Source organism: Rhodococcoides fascians A25f (assembly GCF_000760935.2).
In the GTDB taxonomy this organism is placed as follows: Bacteria; Actinomycetota; Actinomycetes; order Mycobacteriales; family Mycobacteriaceae; genus Rhodococcoides.
The window spans coordinates 1,173,667-1,193,450 of the sequence record NZ_CP049744.1; the positions used below are offsets into that span (position 1 = coordinate 1,173,667).

Consider the following 19,784-nt stretch of genomic DNA (forward strand, 5'->3'; position numbering starts at 1 on the left):
GTCCGCTGGATGCACACTGGAACGACGCTACGAAAGGACTTTGAGTAATGAGTGACAACGTCTACCGAGTCACCGAGATCGTCGGGACGTCCACGGTGGGATCCGACGATGCGATCACGAACGCCATTTCACGGGCAAGCAAGACGCTGAAGAACCTCGATTGGTTCGAGGTGGTCGAGACTCGCGGCCACATCGAGAACAACGAGGTCAAGCATTACCAGGTCACGATCAAGGTTGGCTTCAAGCTCGAGGAGTGAAGCGAGCGTGGCCGATTGAAGTCGGCCTCGGGAAGCTTCCGAGGCCGACTTCACCCTCTCCCGTATATGCGCCGCGACAGGCGTACCGTCAGCGACTCAGCCGTCGTGGCTCGAGTAGCCCCACCACGACGCCCGATCCGGCGACGACGACAGTACGACGATCGATGCCCACGCGCCGAACTGCCGAGTCGACGCTTTCGAACGCCCCGACGACTACAAGCGGCGGTGAGATGTGAGCCGTCAGCGGAGCGGACGGATCGACGTCGCGCAATTCTTCAGCAGTCACCGATCCGAGGATCTCGGCGATAACCTGCGGGCCGGTCCGGTTACGCGGCAGTGCAACCGGCAGCTCGGCGCGCGACCCCAGCAGCGAAAGAGCCTCACCCACAGTAACGTTGGACGGTACGGCCTCCGGAGTGGTGATCTCGCCGAGCAGGTCCTCGACGGCGCGGTCGACACTCTCCGCGCGGTCGGCAAATCCGAAGCGCGCGACCCAATCGTCGTCGAAATACTTCGAGAGGTACGCGCGACCCGAGTCCGGAATGAGCACCACGACGACGGAATCGGCGGGCAGCGTTCGGGCAACTCGCAACGCTGCCGCGACGGCCGTTCCACCTGATCCGCCCACCAACAGCCCTTCGGTTCGGGCCAGAGTGCGTGCAGCCGTGATCGATTGGTGGTCGCTGACGGTGATGAACTCGTCCACGATGCCGCGGTCGTAGGATTCTGGCCAGATATCCTCGACCGAGTCGGGGTGAACGAAGTGGCCGATCGATTCGACGTAGTACGCTCGCCCGTCTCCACCGCTGTAACTGGAGGTTTCGGGATCGGCTCCGATGATTCGGACCGCTCCGTCGCTGACTTCCTTCAGGTACTTCCCGGTTCCGCTGATCGTCCCGCCCGTGCCGATGCCGGCAACGAAATGCGTGATGGCACCTGCCGTCTGACGCCACAGCTCGGGTCCGGTCGTGACGTAGTGTGCACCGGGATTCGCTGGATTGTCGTACTGGCCCGCGAGCCAGCCGCCGTCGGTCTCGTCGGCGATCCGTCGAGCGACGTTGCGCACGTGATCGGGGTGATGTGTCGGCAACGCGCCGGGCGTCACTTTCACCTCGGCACCGTAGGCGCGCAGAAACGCAACCTTCTCGACGCTCGTCTTGTCCGGCACGACAACGATGGTTCGGTACCCACGCGACGCGGCGACAACGGCGAGTCCGATACCGGTGTTGCCCGATGTGCCCTCGACAATTGTTCCGCCGGGCCTGAGCTCACCGCTGGCTTCCGCATCGAGAATCATCTGACGCGCGGCACGGTCCTTGACGCTTCCGCCGGGATTGAGCAGCTCGAGTTTGGCGTAGACGGCCGCAGCGATGCCCTCGGTCGCTCGGTTCAGTCGAACCAGCGGCGTGTGTCCAATGGCATCCGCAACTGACTCGTAGACGTTGAGTCCAGCGGTATCAGGACAATTGTCGCTTTCCGCACTCACTCTTCGACACCTCGGTTCTGCGATAGTGGAACGATCTTCAGGCCGAGACCAGACCGAACTGATTTGTCGGCCGCGGCAGGCCGTAGTGCTCGCGCAACGTCGATCCTGTGTACTCGGTTCGGAACAGTCCCCGTGCCCGCAGAATCGGAACCACCTCATCGACGAAGACCTCGAGCCCGGAGGGAAGCGCCGGCGGCATGATGTTGAAGCCGTCTGCGGCTCCGCCGAGGAACCACTCTTCGATGGCGTCGGCCACCTGCAGCGGCGTACCCGTGAACGTGTGGTGTCCGCGTCCGCCGCCGAGGCGTCCGATCAGCTCACGCACCGTGAGCCTTTCGCGTCGAGCGAGTTCGACGATCAGGGTGTAGCGGCTCTTGGCCTCTTCGATAGCGTCCTCGGGCAGTAGTTGCTCAGGAAGCTGTTCGTCCAGGTGCAGTGTGGACGGATCCACTTTCAAGGTTTTCGCGAGCTGAACAAGTGCGTATTCGGGCACGATGAGCCGGTCCAGCTCGAGTTCGAGTGCGCGAGCCTCGGCCTCGGTCGAGCCGATGACCGGGACGATGCCGGGCAGAATCTTGATGTGGTCAGGATTTCGACCGACAGCGGCTGCCCGCGCTTTCAGATCCGTGTAGAACGCACGAGCGTCGTCGATTGTCTGCTGCGCGGTGAACACTGCTTCGGCGTACCGGGCCGCGAGATCTTTGCCGTCCTCGGACGAACCCGCCTGTACCAGAAGCGGATACCCCTGGATCGGTCGTGGGACATTCAACGGTCCACGGACGGAGAAGAACTCGCCTCGATGATCGACGGTTCTCACCCTGTCGTTGTGTCCCCATACGCCGGACTCCTTGTCTGCTGAGATGGCATCGTCGTCCCAGCTGTCCCACAACTTCTGGGCCACGTCGACGAATTCCGCCGCGCGGGCATACCGAACGTCGTGCTTGGGCAGCTCGTCAAGGTTGAAGTTCTGTGCCGCCTCGAGGCCCGCCGTGGTGACGATGTTCCAGCCGGCACGACCGCCCGAGATGTGGTCGAGGGAGGCGAAGGCACGAGCGAGGTTGAACGGTTCGTTGTAACTCGTTGTGGCAGTGGCAATCAGACCGATCCGGTCGGTGACCGTCGATACAGCCGTCAGAATCTGCAAGGGCTCCAGGTTCCCGGACGGGCGGCGCGCGACATTGGCCATCAATTGGGGGCTGTCGGCGAAGAAGATCGAGTCGAACGTTCCTCGCTCGGCGATCTGGGCCAGTCGCTGATAGTGCTTGATGTCGGTGCCGGACCGCGCATCGGATTCGGGAAGACGCCATGACGACTCGTGATGGCCGGTGGACATCAGAAAGGCGTTGAAGTGCAGGCTTCGGGTCATGCGTGTGCTCCTTCCTCGACACCGAGCGCCTCGAGCAAAGCGTTGCGGTGCGATACGAATCGGGGGTCGCCGTGACGACGCGGTGACGGCAGATCGATCTGGCGATCGGCAACGAAGCGGCCGCTGTCGAGTACGAGTACGCGATCGGCGAGCAGTATTGCCTCGTCGACGTCGTGCGTGACCAACAGCACGGCAGGGTTGTGGCGCGCGCAGAGATCCTGCAACAGGACGTGCATGCGGATGCGCGTCAGTGCGTCGAGTGCTCCGAACGGCTCGTCGGCGAGCAACAATTCCGGCTCGCGAACCAATGAGCGGGCCAACGCAACTCGCTGCTGTTCGCCGCCGGACAGTTCCTTGGGCCAGGCTCTCTCGCGGCCCTCCAGACCCACCTCGGCCAGGGCGGCGCGGCCACGAGCCGAGGCGTCGCGTCCGGTGAGTCCGAGGACGACGTTGTCGAGTACCCGTGCCCACGGCAGCAAACGAGAGTCCTGGAACACGACGGCACGAGCTCGGGGCACGCGGAGGTCGCCGGAACCGAGCACGCCGTCGTCCAATTCGGCGAATGCGCGCAGTAGCGTGCTTTTGCCCGAGCCGCTTCGTCCGAGCAGCGCAACGAACTCGCCCCTGTGAATGTCGAGGTCGATGCTGTCCAACACGAGTCGATCGTCGAAACCTCTGCTGAGACCACGAGCTTCGACTACTCGAGTATCGTTCGGCGTCGTGGTGGTGCTCAGCCGCCCAGTGTCTGTCGCCATGCCAGTGCCTTTCTCTCGGCCGACCGGACGAGGGTGTCGCCGATCAATCCGAACAGCGCGTACACCACCAACCCGACGACGATGATGTCGATCTGTCCGTAGGTGCGTGCCTGCGTCATCAGGTAGCCGATGCCGCTGGTGGCATTGACCTGTTCCACTACGACGAGTGCAAGCCACGAGATCGTGACCGCCATGCGCAGTCCGGTGAAGAAACCGGGGAGTGCGCCTGGGAGAGCTATCTTTCGGATGAACTGCCAGCGGGACAGGTCGACTGTCTCGGCCAGCTCGACGAACCGTTTGTCGACTCCGCGCAATTGGGCATGGGTGTTGATGTAGACGGGGATGAGCACACTCGTTGTGATGACGATGATCTTCATCGATTCGCCGATTCCGAACCAGACGATGAACAACGGGATCAGGGCCAGGGTGGGAATCGCGCGTTTGATCTGCACCGGCCCGTCGACCACAGCTTCACCGAGCCTGCTCAGGCCGGCGACGAGGGCGAGTACGACCCCGATGGCGACGCCCAGTACGAGTGAAATCCCCGCGCGCTGAACGGACGTGAGCAGATTGCTCTGCAGGCGACCGTCGGCGATCAGTTCGGCCGCGGCCTGATAGATGGTCCAAGGAGCCGGGAGGGTCTGCGGGTCCAGCCATCCGGCGGCGGACGAGATCACCCAGAGAAGTAGGAGAAGCAATGGGCCGACGGCCAACCCGTACGGAATTGCCTTGCCCGGCCCGAGGCGTCGGGTCGAGGTACGCCGGGGCGCGAGCTTGCCGGTCGAGTCGAGTACGTGTGGCTTGCCGGTGCGGCGCAGTGCCAGGGTGGCCATCAGCTGTCCTCACGGGTGCGTGCGCCGCCGACATCGGTGACCGTCTCCGCGATGATCGGCTCGAATCGCAGGTCGAATCCGTCGGATGCGGTGACTTTTCGAGGCAGTTCGCCTGCGGCGTCGATGACGTCGATGGTGTCCTGCTGACGCTGTACCAGAGCCTCGTCGAGGACAGGGAAGGTCGACGGTCCGAGCGATTCCACGATGCGTCGACCGTCCGCCTCGGTGAGCCCCTGGTTGTCCACGTAGTACGCCTGTATCCACTCGTCTGGGTTGTCGTTGGACCAGTCGACCGCGCGAATGTACGACGCAACATAGGCGCGCAGGGCTGCGGCCTTGGCGGGATCCTGCAGTGCTTCACGTCGCGCGTACAGGTAGCTCAACCCTGTGGACGTCCCGTCGGACTCGCTGACGTCGATCAACGTTGCGCCCGGATTGGCAAGGAATCGAGTCAGATTGGGCTCGCCGAGCGGCGCTACGTCCACCTGACCGGTGCGGATGGCGTCCGGAAACTCCGACAGCTGCAACCGGACGAGCTCGACGTCGTCGGTGGTCAGGTCGGCAGCGGCCAACGCGCGCAGCACGATTGCTTGCTGTGCCGTGCCCTCGGCGTAGGCGATCTTGGTGCCGCGAAGATCGGCGAGAGTAGTGATGTCTCGGCCCGCGGCTACTGCCAGCCGAGTGTTGTTCGGATCCGACTGGCGTGCAGCGATGATGGGCACATCTTGGCCGGCGATGAGAGCCTGGATCGGCGGGGTGTCGCCGACGATAGCGACGTCGGCGGCACCGGCCCGGAAGGCCTCCAGAATCGCGGGCCCGCCCACGAAGTTTGCGAACTCGTAGTCGAACGGCAGAGCATCTGCTTCGCCCGATGCGGCAAGAACGGTCTGCTGAGCCTCCGACTGGTCCGCGATGACCAGCTTGGTTCCCTGAGGAATCTCGGTAGGCAACGCCGCGTCGGCAGCGAGAGCGTTGTCCGGCGAATCGACCGACGCACAACCGGACAGAGCCACGGCCACAGTGCACAGGGCGACCAGGGCAGTGGTCGCGGTTCGGAACGGTCGTCGTCTGGCCATGAAGGTGCGCATGGGACCAGTGAAACGTGAGACCGATTGTTGAACAACAGTTTACGTTAGCGTGATTCTAAGTCGCTTCCCGACTGCTCGAGATGGAGAGGTGGTGGGCCGATAGCGACGAAACCGAAGGTGGCGCGGGATGTCTCACGAGTGCCCGCTGGGTCTGATGAACTCCTCGCTCACTCGGTGCGCGATGCCGGCAGGGTAGGGGCCCGGGAGGATGAGAACGACGTGATCGAATCCCGCAGTCACGGCGTCACCGATCTCGTTTCTCGTCTTCTCGGGTTCCTCGAACGACACCCCGAGAGCGACCGATCTGGTGATCGTCGCTGGATCGCGCCCGATCTCGGCACAGAACCGGTCGAGTAGCCTCGCTCGGTCCAGTGCGTCGTCGAGGTCCCCGCCGGGGATGTTCCACGTGTCGGCGTGCGCGGCGACGAGACGCAGCACACCTGCTGCTCGGCCGCCGATGACGATCGGTGGGCCGGGTCGCTGAACAGGTTTCGGGTTCTGGAAGGCCCCGACGAGGTCGACGTGGGTACCGTGAAAGTCGAAGGGTTCGTCCTCGGTCCAGAGTCTGCGAATCACGGTGAGCGATTCACCGAGCCGCGCCACCGCTTCCGCGGCGTCGCTGTAGGGCAGACCGTTGCCGTCGTACTCCCGTCTCGCCATCGGCACGCTCGGCCGTGACCCGGCACCGATGCCGAGGTCCAGCCGACCGTTCGACACCACATCGACCGTGGCGGCTATCTTTGCGAGGATCGCCGGTGGACGAATGCGGTTGCTGGTGACCATGATTCCGAGTCGCATCCGCTCGGTCTGAGCGGCCAGTGCGGCCAGCATGGTCCAGCCGTCGAAGATCGGGCCGTCGAGATCTCCGCCGATGGGCATGAGGTGATCGAACAGCCACGCATGCTCGATCTCCGGAATGTCGTCTGCCTCGCGCCACACCCGGAGCAGGTCTACGTAGGAGACGTTCTGCGGCGGGGTCATGATCCCGAAACTGGCCATGTCAGCGTCTCCGCAGTGACGCGTCGAGCAGGGCGGGTGGGGTGTCGAACTTGTCGCCGGGAGCGAGATCGACACCGGACGCTACGATCTCGTCGATCCTGTCGAGGATATCGCCGGTCAGGATGGTGTCTGCAGCAGCGAGTTGCGAGTGTAGATGGGCGACATTACGCGGCCCGACGATTGCACTGGTGACTCCAGGATGTGCCGTCACGAAACCGAGAGCGAGTTGGATCAGCGTCAGCCCGGCATCGTCGGCGACAGCGACAAGTTTCTCCACAGCGTCGAGTTTGGCCTGTCCGGTGGGAGTGTCGGTACCGAAGCGTTCGGGCATCATCATGGCGCGTTGGGAGGTCGCGGCCTGCCCGGCCCGGATGGCACCGGAGAGGAATCCGCCCGCCAGGGGGCTCCACGCGAGCACTCCCATTCCGTATTCCTGGGCGACAGGAAGGACATGAGATTCGATGCCGCGCTGCAGGATCGAGTACGGCGGCTGCTCGGTGACGAACCGTGCGAGATGGTGTTCCTTCGCGGCCCATTGCGCCTGCACTGTTCGGTAAGCCGGATAGGTGGAGGAGCCGAAGTAGCGGATCTTCCCGGCGCGCTGCAGATCCGTCAGGGCGGAGAGGGTTTCCTCGTCGCTCGTCGTGGGATCCCAGCGGTGAATCTGGTAGAGGTCGACGTGATCGGTGTCGAGTCGGCGCAGGCTGTTCTCGAGTTCGGTGACGATCCAGCGGCGGGAGCTGCCCTGATGATTTCGTTCGTCGCCCATCGGGTTGAACACCTTGGTGGCCAGTACGACGTTCTCCCGCCGACCTGCGATCGCCTTGCCGACCATCTCCTCGGACTGCCCCTGGCTGTACATGTCCGCGGTGTCGACGAGGTTGATGCCGCCCTCGAGTGCGGCATCGACGATGGCGGTGGCCTCGTCCTGCGTAGTGCGCCCGATGGCTCCGAAGTTCATCGCGCCGAGCGAGAGCGTGCTGACCTGGACGCCGGTTCGTCCCAGTGTGCGGTACTGCATGGTGATCTCCTCTTGGCCGCTGTGGGGCTACTGTGTGAGTAAGCGGAACGGTGTTCCGTAAACCAACATACGGAACATCGTTCCGTTTGTCGATGCCTGGAGGGACAGTGACCGAGGCCGAGCAGCCCAGGAAACGAGCGGATGCGAGGCGGAACGAGGCGACGTTGCTCGACGCGGCTGCAACTGCGTTCGTCGACTCGGGAGTAGAGGTACCGGTGCGCGAGATTGCCCGGAGGGCCGGCGTCGGCGTGGGCACCATCTATCGGCACTTCCCGACGCGTGGTGACCTCGTCGTTGCCGTCTTCCGGCATCAGGTGGAGGCGTGTGTCGGCGCGGGTCAGGAGCTCCTCGCCGGCCGCGAATCACCGCACGCCGCGTTGGTGCTGTGGATCGACCGATTTGTAGACTTCCTGGTCACCAAACATGGTCTGGCCGAGGCGATGCAGTCGGACAGCGCCGGATTCGAAACTTTGCATAGCTACTTCCTGGATCGGCTGATCCCCGTGTGCGAGTCACTGCTCGACGCCGCCGCGGACTCGGGGGAGATTGCACCGGGGCAGACCGCACTGGAGCTGATGCGCGCGGTCGGCAACCTGTGTATTGGTGCAACGGATCCCCGCTACGACCCGCGAAAAATGGCGCGGGTGTTGGTTGCAGGACTGCGTATCAGGACGGAATGTGACGGGATCGGTTGACGGACAGCGTCAGAGTCGATGGCGAAGCAGCTCTGCGGCCAACTGGTCGTTGTGTCGAAAGAACCCAGCGTTGGTTCTCGGCCGAGGGAAGGCACTCGACCACGTGTGTCCGGCGACCCACGGACCCACGGCATACCGGTTCCCTGCGATCTCCCCCGACGCTGTAATCAATCGAGAGTGCCCGTCCACGGCTACTTTCGCGGCGCTGCGTTCGGTCGCGCGAATATCGGTCACGTCACCGCGGGCATGCAGGGTGCGCAGCAGTTCATCACCTGCCCTCGCGATCGACGCCACGGGGAGCCGCGCATCGATCAGGGTGTCGGCATGGATCACCACGTCGTGAGCGGCGCTGCGGGCGACGAACCGGTCGCCCTCGGTAGCGAAGGTGACCTCGGGGCCGAGGAACTGCACGATGCCGGCACGGCTGAGGGCCAACAGCTGTTCGAGACGAAGCGGCGGCGGTCCGCTGGCGACGAAGCTGAAGAACGAATGCAACCAGCCTTCGACGTCCGTTGCAACAGAGTGCGCCGGAATCCGGCCGCGGCGCAACAACTCACCGATCGTCATGTACACGGACAGCAACGCGGAGAAGACTGCTGCGTCGGAGCTGTAGTGAGGGTCGGCTCGACGGCGTAGGTCGGTCACGATGTACTCGTCCAGGTGTGTCCGAACATCCTCCAGGCTCTCGAATCGCACTCCGGCGAAGGGCTTGTCGATGCGCGCGAGATCGATCCGGTCATCGTCCTTCGGAACGTACTGTTCGACGAACCGGACGAGTTCCTCCGACTGCCAATCGATCTCGGTCAATCCGCACTCGAAGTCGGTCCACGATCCGGACGTGCGCTCGGGATGAGCTGCGAACAGTTCGTAATAGTGGGCCCAGGCAAGTTCTTTGGACGCCAGTGGCCAGATCTCGTCGCGGAAGTGCAGCGGTCCGTCGCCGGGGAACGCGTCGGCGGTGAAGTACTTCGGCAGAGGTGGCCGCGCGGCCGCGATGTCGTAGGAGAGTTTCGCGTGATACGGCACCCCGCGTCGCGAGCCTGCGTAGAGCACCGGCTCTCGGCCCGAAGGTGTGTACACCAGTGTGCCGTTCTCGCTCCGTGCAAAGGTGCCACCGCGACTTTCCGCGAGCAATACCATCCAATCGATGAATGCCAGCCCGAGTCCGGCAACCAACACCGGCTCACTCGCAGGTACCGGTCCCGGGTCCAGATCTGCGGTGTATCCGGGGCCGATGTACGTCAACCCGTGGGCATTCGCGAAGTCTGCTAATTCTGTCTCCCGTTGTGAGGCAAGCGCATCGGGATGGCCTTGCGCGAGCAGAACGACGTCGGCGTGGATGTTCGACCCGTCGTCGAGGGTGAGGACTTGCTCGCTCGACACATCGACGACCCGCGCCCGGTGCACCCGCACGTGCGCGCTGGACCCAGCGATGGCGCGCTCGAACACCCAACCGAGGTAGCGACTCTGAAGGGTGCGTGAGGCGAACGATCCGGGCGTGAACCGCTCGAGCTCGTCCTGAAGTTCGGGGTCCGCGCGCAGTGTGTCTACGTTGTCGAGAACCCACTCGGCAAGGGTTGGACCCGTTCGGATGGGTCCGTCCACAACGGTGGTGTCGTCGGTGAACATGGTGACATCGGCCGCTACTGAATTCATCCACAGCAGGGGTGGTTGGCTGCCGCGCCAAATCCTGCCTGCCCCGGGCGGGAAGGGATCGATCACGTGGACGCGGATATCCGCCGCGGACTCTCGTGCCAGAAGCCGTTCCAGTACCCCGGTACCGCGGGGGCCTGCGCCGACTATCGCAATGGTGAACGCGGTCACTGGCTTCCTTCCCGAGTGTGCAGACGTCTCGAAATCAAGTATGCACGTGCCGAAATCGGGGAATGCAGGTGTAAAAAATCACGCTGAGTCGAAGTCTTCCCTTTTCGGCCGGCGGCACTTTACCGTCGTTCCACATGACACTCGCAACAGTTCGGCTCGAGGGCGCATGAGCGAGCGTCGTCGCACACTGAAGACCGTCACCGGCGTCAGTGGTGGAACCGATATCTACGACGCGGCAGTCGATTCCACCAAGTCCACTCTCGATCAGGCGCTCGAGGTTGCCAGAATTGCGGAGGCCAACAAGATCGATGCGCTCTTCGCGGCCGACCTGCTGAGCTTCGGGTCGCAAGGTGCTATCGGCGCCCAAGAACCGTTGATCTATCTGGCCGCGCTGGCTGCGGTCACCTCGGATGTCGGGCTGATCGCGACCGTCACCACGACGTTCCATCATCCGTTCAACCTGGCGAGGCTCTTCGGGACGCTCGACCATGTCAGCAACGGCCGCGCCGCGTGGAATGCCGTCACCTCGTCGCTGGGGGAGGAGAACTACAGCGACCTGGACCTACCGAGCCCGGAGGAGCGGTATGCACGCGCCACCGAGTCGCTCGAGGTGGTGAACAAGTTGTTCGACAGCTGGAAGCCCGGCGCATTGACGCCGGGGCCGAACGGTGCCGAGTTGGATGCCACGCTGGTGGAGCGCATCGACCATCGGGGCAAGTACTTTACCGTCCAGGGTCCGCTGAACATTCCTGCGTTGCCGCAGCGTCGACCGGTACAGTTCCAGGCCGGGCAGTCTGCAGGCGGGATCGAGTTGGGTGCCCGATTCGCGGAGGTGGTGTTCACCTCGCTCGCGACCCTCGAAGACGCCGTCACCTACACCAAGGCCGTGAGAACCCGGGCCGCCGAACTGGGCCGCGGCGACCAACTGCCCCTGATCTTCAGTTCCTTCCACGCCACCTACGGCGCATCGGAAGCCGAGGTGGCGCGGATCGTTCGCGAGGCCGAGGATGCGACCGACTTCGAGGCCGGAAGAATACGGCTCGAAGACATGCTCGGTGGTGGCGTCGATCTGTCCGAGGTGCCACTGGACCAGCCGATCCCGGAGTCGGTGTTGCCCGACCCGTCCTCGGTCAACCGTCGACGCGGCCGAGTGGAGATCTTCGGCAAACTGGCGGCGCAGGGAAAGACGCTGCGTGAGTTGATCATCGCGTCGAAGGACACCGGCCACTGGGCAGCGGCGGGAACCCCCGAGCAACTGGCCGACGCCATCCAGGAACGCTACGACGCGGGGGTTCTCGACGTCATCTCCGTCGGGGGCCTGACCGACCCACGGACCGGAGACTTCGTTCTCAACGGACTGTTCCCGGAACTGCGCAAACGGGGCATCCTCGGCACCGATTACATCGGCGGAACCTTCCGCGAAAATGTCGAACTTCCTCCCTTGCCACCATTCGAATCAGCGTGATTGCAACGGGTGCATATTCTGCGCATCGAGCCTAGCGTCAGGGTCATGACCTGGCTCAAAGCGCGAGTAGCGGCTCTCATCGACCGCCTCGGATCGCAGCCTGCGTGCACCCACGCTGCGGTCGACTTCGGCATCCGCGGCTGACGTCGCAAGCGTTGCTTCGAGGTAGACCGTTACGGCGTGCCGTCACCGCGCCGAGTGTCGATCATCCGTAGTAGGAATCCCACCACGTCAGCACTCGGGTTCCGATCAAGGTGAGCCACTTCGAGCGTTCGCCCTCTGGTGCGTCGATATCGAACCACACCTGACCTGGATGAGGGTGGCCCTGCAACCACGTTCCATCGCTCTGGCGGGCGGCTCTGATGGTTCCGATCGCCTCCTCCATACGGGGATCGGGCGCTGTCCCATCGAGAAGGGAGGCCTGCCGAAAGTAGTCGGCGGCATGGAGGGCGCTGTACGTCCAACGGGATGGGTGGAAGAATTCATCCACCCATGGCCCGACGTGCTTGCCCGTGGACAGGGTGTGCAGCAGTTTTCGCCTCAGCAGATATTCTTCACCGGTTTGCCGGGCAGCCCGAGTTCTTTCCGTGGCACCAATGGCCTTGTCGTGCTCCAGCAATCCTTTCAACGAGTTCAGTGTCGAGTGAAACGATGAGCGGGTGGATCCCTCGACCCACTCGCAGTTCCAACCACCGTCCGGCAGTTGGCGTTCGAGAAACCACTGAACGATGCCCTCGACGTCCGCACCAAGCCACACCCCGTTGGCGACCGTCCACGCGTTGATGCAGCAGTCGACCTCGCCGCCCCAGTACGGCAGGTTGTCGTACTCCCACCGACTGTTCTTGTCGAGCAACTCGACCGTGCGGCGCGCTCGCAGGACCGCGGGGTCGAGACCCCACTCGCGCAGCGAATTCAGCGACCAAGTGGTCGCAGTCCAGGGTTGTCCCGAAGCCGCGGAACTATCGAAATCCGCAGGGAAGAATGCGCCGCCGGCCCATTGCCCGTCCGGATCTTGCAGCGCAAGAAGCCTTGCACCGAAACCTTCGGTGGCAACTCGGGCGCGAGTTGCTTCCCAAACTTCGGACGGTTCGTCCAAGAGATCGCGCTCCACCTGCCAACGCAGCGCTGGATCCGAGTCGATGAGCCAGCTTCGCAGGGAATCGGCGACCATGATCAGGCAGCCTATCGTCGTCCGGCCATTCGTCCTGAGGTGTTCACATCTGTATTCCTTGGTTTACCTCATGCTGATTCGAACCCTTCATTCTCGAGCGCATCTGCGGCAACGTGGGCTGTTGCGCAGGTATCGATGTATGCCCCGGAGAAAGCAGGATCACGATGAGTTCGGAGTTGATCAGCCCCAGCGAAGCCGTGGCGGGCGAGGCCACGTTGGTGGATGTGCGAAGCGCACCGTCGAGAATCGAATTCGGCACTGTCGCAGGTGCGATCGTGGTCGACAAGGACGATGTGGCGGTCGAATTCGGTGCCGACAATCGCGACCGTTCCGAGCGCATCGTGGTGTTCTGCGGCTCTGTCAAGGGATCCGGACCGGTCGTCGAGAAATTGAAAGAGCTCGGATACACCAATGTCGCGCACGTCGACGGTGGCTTTCCCGCGCTGCGCGATCACGGCCTGCCGATTCAGGGCGTGTGAGCGACAATGGCTGACACCTTGTACTTTGCCCTCGAACTCGACGGCTACGACGAGTCACCCGAGCGACTTCGCAGCGACGTCGCGGACGCCGAACGCGCAGGTTTCACAGTCGTCACCTTCGGTGATTCTCTGGTCTCGGCCCGGAATCGACTCGATGCAGGCACGCGCGCTGCGTTTGTCGCCTCGACCACATCGACCATCGGGCTGGCTCCCACCGTCCACACAGTCACTACCGAACCGTTCTTTCTCGCAACGCAACTCGCCAGCCTCGACCATGCATCCCACGGACGAGGAGCCTGGGTGATCGGCGCAGACAACTCTCCCGCTGCTCATGCAGCAGTGGGATCGGAGGTGCGGTCGAGCGTGACCGCCGAGGTCCGTGACGTCATCGACGTGTCTCGGCGGCTGTGGGATTCGTGGGAGGACGACACGGTTATCCGTGACGCGGCGACCGGTCGATATCTCGACCCAGCCAAGGTGCATCACGTGCGGTTCGAGGGCGAGTTCTTCGGCGTCGTCGGGCCCCTGATCACCCCACGTTCGCCGCAGGGTCAGGTGGTCGTCATCGGAGATGTAGATCTGGGCGTCACCGATCTGCTGGATGTGGCGTTGGTGCGCGGCGACGATGTCGCGGATCGGGCGGCAGCGGCGCGCGCCGATGGAGCAGCCCTGGTGTTCGCCGACATCGACGATCTGTCCGACGCCCAATCGCTGGCCGGCGTGGTCGACGGCATCCGCTTACATCTCGGGACTGACGCCGTGAAAGACCTTGCCGTCCCGGCACATCTGCTTCGCAGGCCGACCCCTGGACTCTCGCTGCGCGAGAATTTGGGACTGGCGCGTCCGGTCAGCCGCTACGCCGCTTCGGCTCGGAAATAGGGAGAAGAATCATCGTGAGCACCAACGACCAGCACCCGGACACCGGCGCACCGTTCGACCCGAATGCACAGATTCATCTGGGCGTGTTCTATCCGGGAATCGGCGCCCAGACGGTCTGGGAGGATCCGAAGGCACCCGATCAGGTTGCGACGGACACCTTCGTCGAGGTGGCAACCAAGCTCGAACGTGGTCTGTTCGATGCCTTCTTCCTCGGCGACGGTCAGCGGGTGCGGGAGAACCGCGGTGCCATCCTCTCCACCGACATCGCCGGCAGGCCGGACGCGATCACACAGCTCGCTGCGTTGGCATCGGTGACCGAGCGCATCGGACTGGTCGCCACACAGAACACGACCTACAGCATCCCCGTCGAGCTCGCCCGGCGGTTGGCGAGCCTGGACATCCTCTCCGACGGGCGCGCCGGATGGAACATCGTCACCACCGACAACGCATGGACGGGTGAGAATTTCCGTCGCGGAGGTTGGCTGGACCACGAACGACGCTACGAGCGGGCAACCCAGGTGGTCGAACTGGCGAAACAGTATTGGGCGGGTACGGATATCGACGCCGATACCGATCTGCTGAAAGCCCTTGCAACACCCAACGTTCGGTCCAGTTCGCAGGGTAGGCCCGTGCTCTTTCAGGCCGGGGATTCTTCGGGTGGACGGGATCTGGCAGCGAGGCACGCCGACGTCGTGTTCTCGGCCAACAACGCCTACGACGCGGCGGTGGCGTATGCGCGAGATCTGCGCGCACGAACGGCTGCATACGGTCGCGCCGCCGATGCGGTCAAGATTCTGCCGGGTGTCACCGTGGTGCTCGGTGATACCGAAGCCGAGGCGGAGGAGAAGGTTCGCTGGCTAAGATCCAACGCCTACAACGGAGTTCGCGCCATTGCGTTCCTCGAGCACTACTGGGGAAAGGATCTGTCGAGCTACGACCCGGAAGGTCCACTGCCGGACATCGATCCGGTAGAGGACGAGCTCGATCCGTCCCGTGGCACCCTCTCCGTCGATGCACGTACCGGCAAGCTCGATCAGATTGCCCAGTGGCGCACGCTGTCCGAGGAGAAAGGCCTGTCGATCCGCGAACTGGTACTCGAGATCTCGCCTGCGTCCCGGTTCCATTCCGGAACGCCTGCGGCGTTGGCCGATCGATGGGCCGATCTGGTTCGGCACCGGGTGGTCGACGGATTCAACATCAACCCCTATCACTTGGGTGATGCCATCGACGACCTCGTGGACAAATTGGTTCCGGCCTTACAGGAGCGCGGGGTGTATCGAACCGAGTACACGAGCACCACGCTGCGCGGGCACCTCGGTCTGGACGAGGAGGCCGCAACGGACAAGGTGAAGGCCTCATAGGCTTGCGGAACGTCAACTCGCCGATCGTCTTTGCCGAGTCCTCGGCTCCGAATGCGGGATAGAGATCGGTATGGAACCGGTGGCCTGTTCGGCTGAAATCAGGCGGGGCCGAAGCGGTCGTGTCGTAGAACTGGTACGACGTCGCTGCCGTTGACTTCCGCGGCAATCGAGACGTCCCGCGGATAGCCGGCGTCGATCAGTTCACGTCCGCTCGAACATGCTTCGAGGGCTGGGGTGAGTTCTGCCTCGACTGCAGTCCATGCGGCACCGGCCATCCGGGCCTCGGGTGACAGCGTCCGGCGTCGCCCCTGACCAGCGATAGCCCGGATCAGGGCGCCGGCGCCCCATAGATCCTCGACGGCCGGTCGGAGTGTCCCATCCGGCCACTTCTCTCCCGCGGCGATAATTGCGATCCGAGCGCCGTCGGCGAACTCGGCAGCAACCCACTGCCCGTTCGCGTCGACGTTTCGTAGACACCCGCCGACGACGCACGACACTGCCTCGGCCAGTTCGTAACAGATGGTCGACCCGTTGGGCGAGGGCAACACGAGCCGTTCGGGTTTCGAGGCTCGATCCCGGATGGTCGGCGACGACAGACTGATCTGATCTCCGCGAGCGACGGATCGGCCGACCGCAAGGACTGCATCGTGGTGCTGCGCGTAGGCCTGTGCTTCGTCGCCGCGCATCCGGAAGGGTAGTACTTCGATGCCGGCGTCCAGAGCTACGCTCAATGTGGTGGTGAACGACAACACGTCCACCACGACCGCCAGATCACACTCGGGCGCAACAGCCTTCGCGCCCGCCAGGCCCCACTCGAACCGAACGTCATAGGACAATTGCCGGTGTGCAGAATTCACCGCGGTGATGCTACCCGCGCGCGGTAGGCGGATCGATGCTGCAATCGTCCGCGCACGGGTGGCCGGTGATCTGTCAACCCATCGACTCCGGGTGATTCTGACCGTAGGTCGAACTGCCGCTTCGCCCTACAGTTCACCGAGTGCCGTCGACGCATCACCGATCCGCTCGTAGGGAAACTGCGGCTGGTTATCTCTTCCTCCTCCCGAGCCTGTTCGGTGTCGTACTCTTCCTGCTCGTTCCGATAGCAGTCGTGATCTGGCTCGCTTTCCAGAAGTGGGACCTGATCGGTGACCCGTCGTTCGTGGGTCTCGACAATGTCAGCGCCGTGTTTCAGGACGGTCGATTCGCTCATTCACTGCTGATCACAACCGTATTCGTTGCCGTCGCGTTGCCGGCGCAGACCGTTGTCGGACTGTTTCTCGGTACGCTGCTGGCTCGTGGAGACCGAGGTGCGAGTGTCTTTCGACTGATACTGCTGCTGCCCTGGGTGTGTGCGCCGCTGGCGCTCGGCGTGGTGTGGAAGTGGATCCTCGCGCCGACGGATGGACTGCTCAACAGCGTCATCGGGCTCCGCATCGAATGGTTGTCGGAGCCGAAGCTGGTTCTGCCCGTGCTGATCTTCGTCAGCGTGTGGACGAACGTGGGTTACGTATCGCTCTTCTTCGCTGCCGGTCTCGGTGCCATCCCGTACGACATCATCGAGGCGAGCAGGATCGACGGTGCCAACTCCTGGCAGCAATTCCGGCACATCAAACTACCGCTGTTGCGACCGACCACGTTCTTCGTTCTCGTGACCGGAATGATCAGCTCTTTCCAGATCTTCGACACCGCATACGCTCTGGCACCGAACGGCGGTCCGCAGCGGGCTGCCGACGTCGTCAGCGGGCGTATCTACTACGAGGCGTTCAGTTCTTTTCAGTTCGGTAACGCCGCTGTGATGGCCTTGGTCCTGTTCTTCGTGCTGGCCGTCTTCACGGTCGCGCAGCAACGATACTTCTCCCGCCGCACGAGCTACGAGCTCAGCTGATGGCAACTTCGACGTTCTCGAAACGCCATACGTCCACTGCCGTGGTGTACGTGATGCTGACCGCTGCCGCCCTGGTGATACTGGTGCCGTTCCTGCTCAGTTTCCTCACTTCGCTCAAGACTGCCCGACAGTTCGCCGGCACCGCGCCTACCTCGTTGCCTTCACCGCTGTCGTCCGAGTCCTACTCACAGTTGCTCGGCAGCGGGTCGTTCGGACGCTCAATTCTGGTAACCGTCGCAGTAGCTGCGACCATTGTGATCTCACAGGTGACCTTCTCGATCATGGCTGCCTATGCTTTTGCGCGACTTAGCTTTCCGGGGCGCGACGTGTTGTTCTGGGTATACCTCTCGACCATGATGGTGCCGGCGATCGTCACACTGATCCCGCTGTACGCAATATTTTCGCAAACAGGTCTTCGTAACACGTTCTGGTCTTTGGTACTGCCCACGATGTTCGGATCGCCCTACGCCATTTTTCTGCTCCGCCAACACTTCCTCCGCATCCCGGAGGACCTGCTGGCGGCAGCACGACTCGACGGAGCCGGACATCTGCGCACCCTGTGGCACATCGTCATTCCGGTGAGCAGGCCTATCATCGCAACCCTGGTGGTGATCTCCGTCGTCACGCACTGGAACAACTTCCTGTGGCCGCTGATCATCACCAGCGGGGAGCGCTGGCAGGTGATCACTGTGGCGACGGCGAATCTGCAAAGCCAATACAACGGAAATTGGACTTTGGTGATGGCAGCGACGACGGTCGCCATCGTGCCGCTGCTCGCGCTGTTCATCGCATTCCACAAACACATCGTCGACTCGCTGGCGATCCGCGGATTCAACTGAGGAGGGGAAATTAGATGCAGCGCAACTATTTCAAAAGGGTAGTCGGTATTGTCGGTGCGTTGACACTGGCCGCAGGGCTGACTGCATGCGGATCGGGAGACGACAGTGACGCGGGTACTGTCACGTTCCGAATTTGGAGCGACGACGCTGTGGCCGCTGCCTACGAGGCGTCGTTCGAGGAGTTCACGAAGCAGAATCCCGATATCACCGTCCAGGTGAATCAGGTTCCGTGGGTGAACTACTGGGACAAGCTGCGAGCAGACCTGTCCGGCGGCGGCGGTGACGACATCTTCTGGGTCAACGCGCCGAACTTCAGTAGCTACGCTGACAACGGCAGCCTGGTGGACGTCAGCGAAGCTTTGCCCGATGCCGTCTCAGGATTCGAGGACACCGCGGTTCGCCAGTACACACGCAACGATTCGCTGTGGGGCGTGCCCCAGCTCATCGACGGCGGAAAAGTGCTGTACTACAACAAGAAGCTCGTCGCCGATGCGGGTGTCGATCTGGAAAACTTGACTTGGGATCCGAAAAACGTCGCAGCTGACACCTTCCTTCCGGCACTTCGCAAGCTCACCGTGGACTCTGCCGGGCGGACGGCAGAGCAACCGGGTTTCGACGCCTCGCAGGTGACGCAGTACGGATTCAACGCCGCCTACGATTTCGATGCCATCCTCGGTAACTTCATCGGCTCGAACGGTGGTCTGTACCAGGAGGACGGCAAGTACGTCTTCGGGAGCAACGAAAAGGCTATCGAGGCAATTCAGTACGCCGTAGGACTTGTCGATGACAGCAAGGTCGCGCCGTCGGCTGCGGACACCAACGACAACGCCGACTTCAGCGTCGACCAATTTCTGCAGGGCAAGCTCGCGGTGTTCGAGTCCGGAGCCTACAACTTGGCCAAGATCGACGAAGGTGCCGACTTCGAGTGGGGACTGGCTCCCATCCCAGCCGGACCGGAGGGCCGAATCCCGGTTACCAACAGCGTCATCGCCGCAGCCAATGCGAAGTCCGGGAACAACGAGTCGGTGCAGAAGGTGCTCGCCTGGATCGGTAGCTCCGAAGGCAGCGCTGCCCTCGGTGCCAGCGGGTCGCTGATCCCGGCGGTGACCGGAGCGCAGCAGTCCTACTTCGACTACTGGCGTGGAAAGGGCGTCGACGCGAGCGTGTTCCCGAAAGCCGTGCAGGAGGGCGTGCTCGAGAACGACCCGGTTCCGGGAGCGCAGGCAGCGGCTGCCGATATCGACTCCGCATTAAAGGAAATCTTCGCCGGACGGGCAGGATCGATTCCCGAAGCGCTCACGGCAGCGCAGGACGCGGCGAACGAACAGGTCTCGGGTTAGGCATGAGAGCGGGAGAGGGTGGATCGATCAGGGTTCGGGGG

General features: G+C 63.2%; 19 protein-coding genes. 9 read left to right on the forward strand and 10 right to left on the reverse strand.

Annotated features, from left to right (window positions below; translation table 11 throughout):
• Window positions 1-47 precede the first annotated feature (47 nt).
• Window positions 48-257: a dodecin gene (locus BH93_RS05575; RefSeq protein WP_037172057.1), complete on the forward strand. Its 210-nt coding sequence runs from the start codon at window positions 48-50 to the stop codon at window positions 255-257.
• Window positions 258-345: 88 nt separating this feature from the next.
• On the opposite strand, the gene BH93_RS05580 is transcribed toward BH93_RS05575, so the two are convergent.
• The 7 genes from BH93_RS05580 to BH93_RS05610 all read right to left on the reverse strand — a co-directional run bounded on the left by BH93_RS05580 (window position 346) and on the right by BH93_RS05610 (window position 7,805).
• Window positions 346-1,743 (reverse strand): PLP-dependent cysteine synthase family protein, encoded by a 1,398-nt coding sequence (locus BH93_RS05580; protein ID WP_052064880.1) that lies wholly within the window; start codon window positions 1,741-1,743, stop codon window positions 346-348.
• Between the two features lie 37 nt (window positions 1,744-1,780).
• Window positions 1,781-3,109 (reverse strand): LLM class flavin-dependent oxidoreductase, encoded by a 1,329-nt coding sequence (locus BH93_RS05585; protein WP_037172056.1) that lies wholly within the window; start codon window positions 3,107-3,109, stop codon window positions 1,781-1,783.
• The gene (locus tag BH93_RS05590) at window positions 3,106-3,864 is read right to left on the reverse strand and encodes an ABC transporter ATP-binding protein (protein ID WP_080738922.1); all 759 of its coding nucleotides are present in this window, start codon (window positions 3,862-3,864) and stop codon (window positions 3,106-3,108) included. The genes BH93_RS05585 and BH93_RS05590 overlap by 4 nt, the downstream gene beginning before the upstream one ends.
• A complete protein-coding gene (locus BH93_RS05595; RefSeq protein ID WP_037172055.1) occupies window positions 3,840-4,697 on the reverse strand; it encodes an ABC transporter permease in 858 nt (285 codons plus the stop codon). Before BH93_RS05595 ends, BH93_RS05590 begins: the two co-directional genes overlap by 25 nt.
• Entirely contained in the window at window positions 4,697-5,785 is a 1,089-nt protein-coding gene (locus BH93_RS05600) for an ABC transporter substrate-binding protein (RefSeq protein ID WP_242459127.1), read from the reverse strand. The genes BH93_RS05595 and BH93_RS05600 overlap by 1 nt, the downstream gene beginning before the upstream one ends.
• A gap of 132 nt (window positions 5,786-5,917) precedes the next feature.
• A complete protein-coding gene (locus BH93_RS05605) occupies window positions 5,918-6,784 on the reverse strand; it encodes an LLM class flavin-dependent oxidoreductase (RefSeq protein ID WP_037172054.1) in 867 nt (288 codons plus the stop codon).
• A 1-nt stretch (window position 6,785) separates the two neighbouring features.
• Window positions 6,786-7,805: an aldo/keto reductase gene (locus BH93_RS05610; protein ID WP_037172052.1), complete on the reverse strand. Its 1,020-nt coding sequence runs from the start codon at window positions 7,803-7,805 to the stop codon at window positions 6,786-6,788.
• 92 nt (window positions 7,806-7,897) lie between these two features.
• On the opposite strand from BH93_RS05610, the gene BH93_RS05615 reads away from it, so the two are divergent.
• Window positions 7,898-8,500 carry a TetR/AcrR family transcriptional regulator gene (locus tag BH93_RS05615; protein ID WP_037172051.1) on the forward strand — a complete coding sequence of 201 codons (603 nt, stop codon included), beginning with the start codon at window positions 7,898-7,900 and terminating at the stop codon, window positions 8,498-8,500.
• A 9-nt stretch (window positions 8,501-8,509) separates the two neighbouring features.
• Here BH93_RS05615 and BH93_RS05620 read toward each other — a convergent pair whose 3' ends face one another.
• Window positions 8,510-10,324 (reverse strand): FAD/NAD(P)-binding protein, encoded by a 1,815-nt coding sequence (locus BH93_RS05620; protein WP_037172050.1) that lies wholly within the window; start codon window positions 10,322-10,324, stop codon window positions 8,510-8,512.
• Window positions 10,325-10,490: 166 nt separating this feature from the next.
• Between BH93_RS05620 and BH93_RS05625 the strand changes: the two genes are divergently transcribed.
• Window positions 10,491-11,789 carry an NtaA/DmoA family FMN-dependent monooxygenase gene (locus BH93_RS05625; RefSeq protein WP_037172048.1) on the forward strand — a complete coding sequence of 433 codons (1,299 nt, stop codon included), beginning with the start codon at window positions 10,491-10,493 and terminating at the stop codon, window positions 11,787-11,789.
• A 205-nt stretch (window positions 11,790-11,994) separates the two neighbouring features.
• Here BH93_RS05625 and BH93_RS05630 read toward each other — a convergent pair whose 3' ends face one another.
• A complete protein-coding gene (locus BH93_RS05630; RefSeq protein ID WP_037172046.1) occupies window positions 11,995-12,960 on the reverse strand; it encodes a squalene cyclase in 966 nt (321 codons plus the stop codon).
• Window positions 12,961-13,124: 164 nt separating this feature from the next.
• Here BH93_RS05630 and BH93_RS05635 point away from each other — a divergent pair, with 164 nt between their 5' ends.
• Genes BH93_RS05635 through BH93_RS05645 form a run of 3 tightly spaced genes read left to right on the forward strand, consistent with a single transcriptional unit; the run spans window position 13,125 to window position 15,679 of the window.
• Window positions 13,125-13,439 (forward strand): rhodanese-like domain-containing protein, encoded by a 315-nt coding sequence (locus tag BH93_RS05635; protein WP_037172045.1) that lies wholly within the window; start codon window positions 13,125-13,127, stop codon window positions 13,437-13,439.
• A 6-nt stretch (window positions 13,440-13,445) separates the two neighbouring features.
• The gene (locus tag BH93_RS05640) at window positions 13,446-14,318 is read left to right on the forward strand and encodes an LLM class flavin-dependent oxidoreductase (RefSeq protein WP_037172044.1); all 873 of its coding nucleotides are present in this window, start codon (window positions 13,446-13,448) and stop codon (window positions 14,316-14,318) included.
• A 14-nt stretch (window positions 14,319-14,332) separates the two neighbouring features.
• Window positions 14,333-15,679 (forward strand): LLM class flavin-dependent oxidoreductase, encoded by a 1,347-nt coding sequence (locus BH93_RS05645; protein ID WP_037172043.1) that lies wholly within the window; start codon window positions 14,333-14,335, stop codon window positions 15,677-15,679.
• A gap of 98 nt (window positions 15,680-15,777) precedes the next feature.
• Here the strand turns inward: BH93_RS05645 and BH93_RS05650 are convergent, their stop codons facing one another.
• Complete coding sequence (locus BH93_RS05650) at window positions 15,778-16,536, reverse strand: 2-phosphosulfolactate phosphatase (protein WP_037172041.1); 759 nt, start codon at window positions 16,534-16,536, stop codon at window positions 15,778-15,780.
• A gap of 140 nt (window positions 16,537-16,676) precedes the next feature.
• Between BH93_RS05650 and BH93_RS05655 the strand changes: the two genes are divergently transcribed.
• Genes BH93_RS05655 through BH93_RS05665 form a run of 3 tightly spaced genes read left to right on the forward strand, consistent with a single transcriptional unit; the run spans window position 16,677 to window position 19,743 of the window.
• Entirely contained in the window at window positions 16,677-17,564 is an 888-nt protein-coding gene (locus BH93_RS05655; protein ID WP_037172040.1) for a carbohydrate ABC transporter permease, read from the forward strand.
• Entirely contained in the window at window positions 17,564-18,403 is an 840-nt protein-coding gene (locus BH93_RS05660) for a carbohydrate ABC transporter permease (RefSeq protein WP_037172039.1), read from the forward strand. The genes BH93_RS05655 and BH93_RS05660 overlap by 1 nt, the downstream gene beginning before the upstream one ends.
• Window positions 18,404-18,417: 14 nt before the next feature.
• Window positions 18,418-19,743, forward strand: a complete 1,326-nt coding sequence (locus tag BH93_RS05665) for an ABC transporter substrate-binding protein (protein WP_037172038.1) — start codon at window positions 18,418-18,420, stop codon at window positions 19,741-19,743.
• Window positions 19,744-19,784 lie beyond the last annotated feature (41 nt).

What these genes read in the sequence shown, in the direction of transcription:
- BH93_RS05635 (WP_037172045.1), top strand. Translation starts at nt 13,125, where the DNA reads ATGAGTTCGGAGTTGATCAGCCCCAGCGAAGCCGTGGCGGGCGAGGCC.
- BH93_RS05595 (WP_037172055.1), bottom strand. Translation starts at nt 4,697, where the DNA reads ATGGCCACCCTGGCACTGCGCCGCACCGGCAAGCCACACGTACTCGAC.
- BH93_RS05605 (WP_037172054.1), bottom strand. Translation starts at nt 6,784, where the DNA reads ATGGCCAGTTTCGGGATCATGACCCCGCCGCAGAACGTCTCCTACGTA.
- BH93_RS05585 (WP_037172056.1), bottom strand. Translation starts at nt 3,109, where the DNA reads ATGACCCGAAGCCTGCACTTCAACGCCTTTCTGATGTCCACCGGCCAT.
- BH93_RS05590 (WP_080738922.1), bottom strand. Translation starts at nt 3,864, where the DNA reads ATGGCGACAGACACTGGGCGGCTGAGCACCACCACGACGCCGAACGAT.
- BH93_RS05600 (WP_242459127.1), bottom strand. Translation starts at nt 5,785, where the DNA reads ATGCGCACCTTCATGGCCAGACGACGACCGTTCCGAACCGCGACCACT.
- BH93_RS05630 (WP_037172046.1), bottom strand. Translation starts at nt 12,960, where the DNA reads ATGGTCGCCGATTCCCTGCGAAGCTGGCTCATCGACTCGGATCCAGCG.
- BH93_RS05640 (WP_037172044.1), top strand. Translation starts at nt 13,446, where the DNA reads ATGGCTGACACCTTGTACTTTGCCCTCGAACTCGACGGCTACGACGAG.
- BH93_RS05660 (WP_037172039.1), top strand. Translation starts at nt 17,564, where the DNA reads ATGGCAACTTCGACGTTCTCGAAACGCCATACGTCCACTGCCGTGGTG.
- BH93_RS05615 (WP_037172051.1), top strand. Translation starts at nt 7,898, where the DNA reads ATGCCTGGAGGGACAGTGACCGAGGCCGAGCAGCCCAGGAAACGAGCG.
- BH93_RS05610 (WP_037172052.1), bottom strand. Translation starts at nt 7,805, where the DNA reads ATGCAGTACCGCACACTGGGACGAACCGGCGTCCAGGTCAGCACGCTC.
- BH93_RS05625 (WP_037172048.1), top strand. Translation starts at nt 10,491, where the DNA reads ATGAGCGAGCGTCGTCGCACACTGAAGACCGTCACCGGCGTCAGTGGT.
- BH93_RS05575 (WP_037172057.1), top strand. Translation starts at nt 48, where the DNA reads ATGAGTGACAACGTCTACCGAGTCACCGAGATCGTCGGGACGTCCACG.
- BH93_RS05665 (WP_037172038.1), top strand. Translation starts at nt 18,418, where the DNA reads ATGCAGCGCAACTATTTCAAAAGGGTAGTCGGTATTGTCGGTGCGTTG.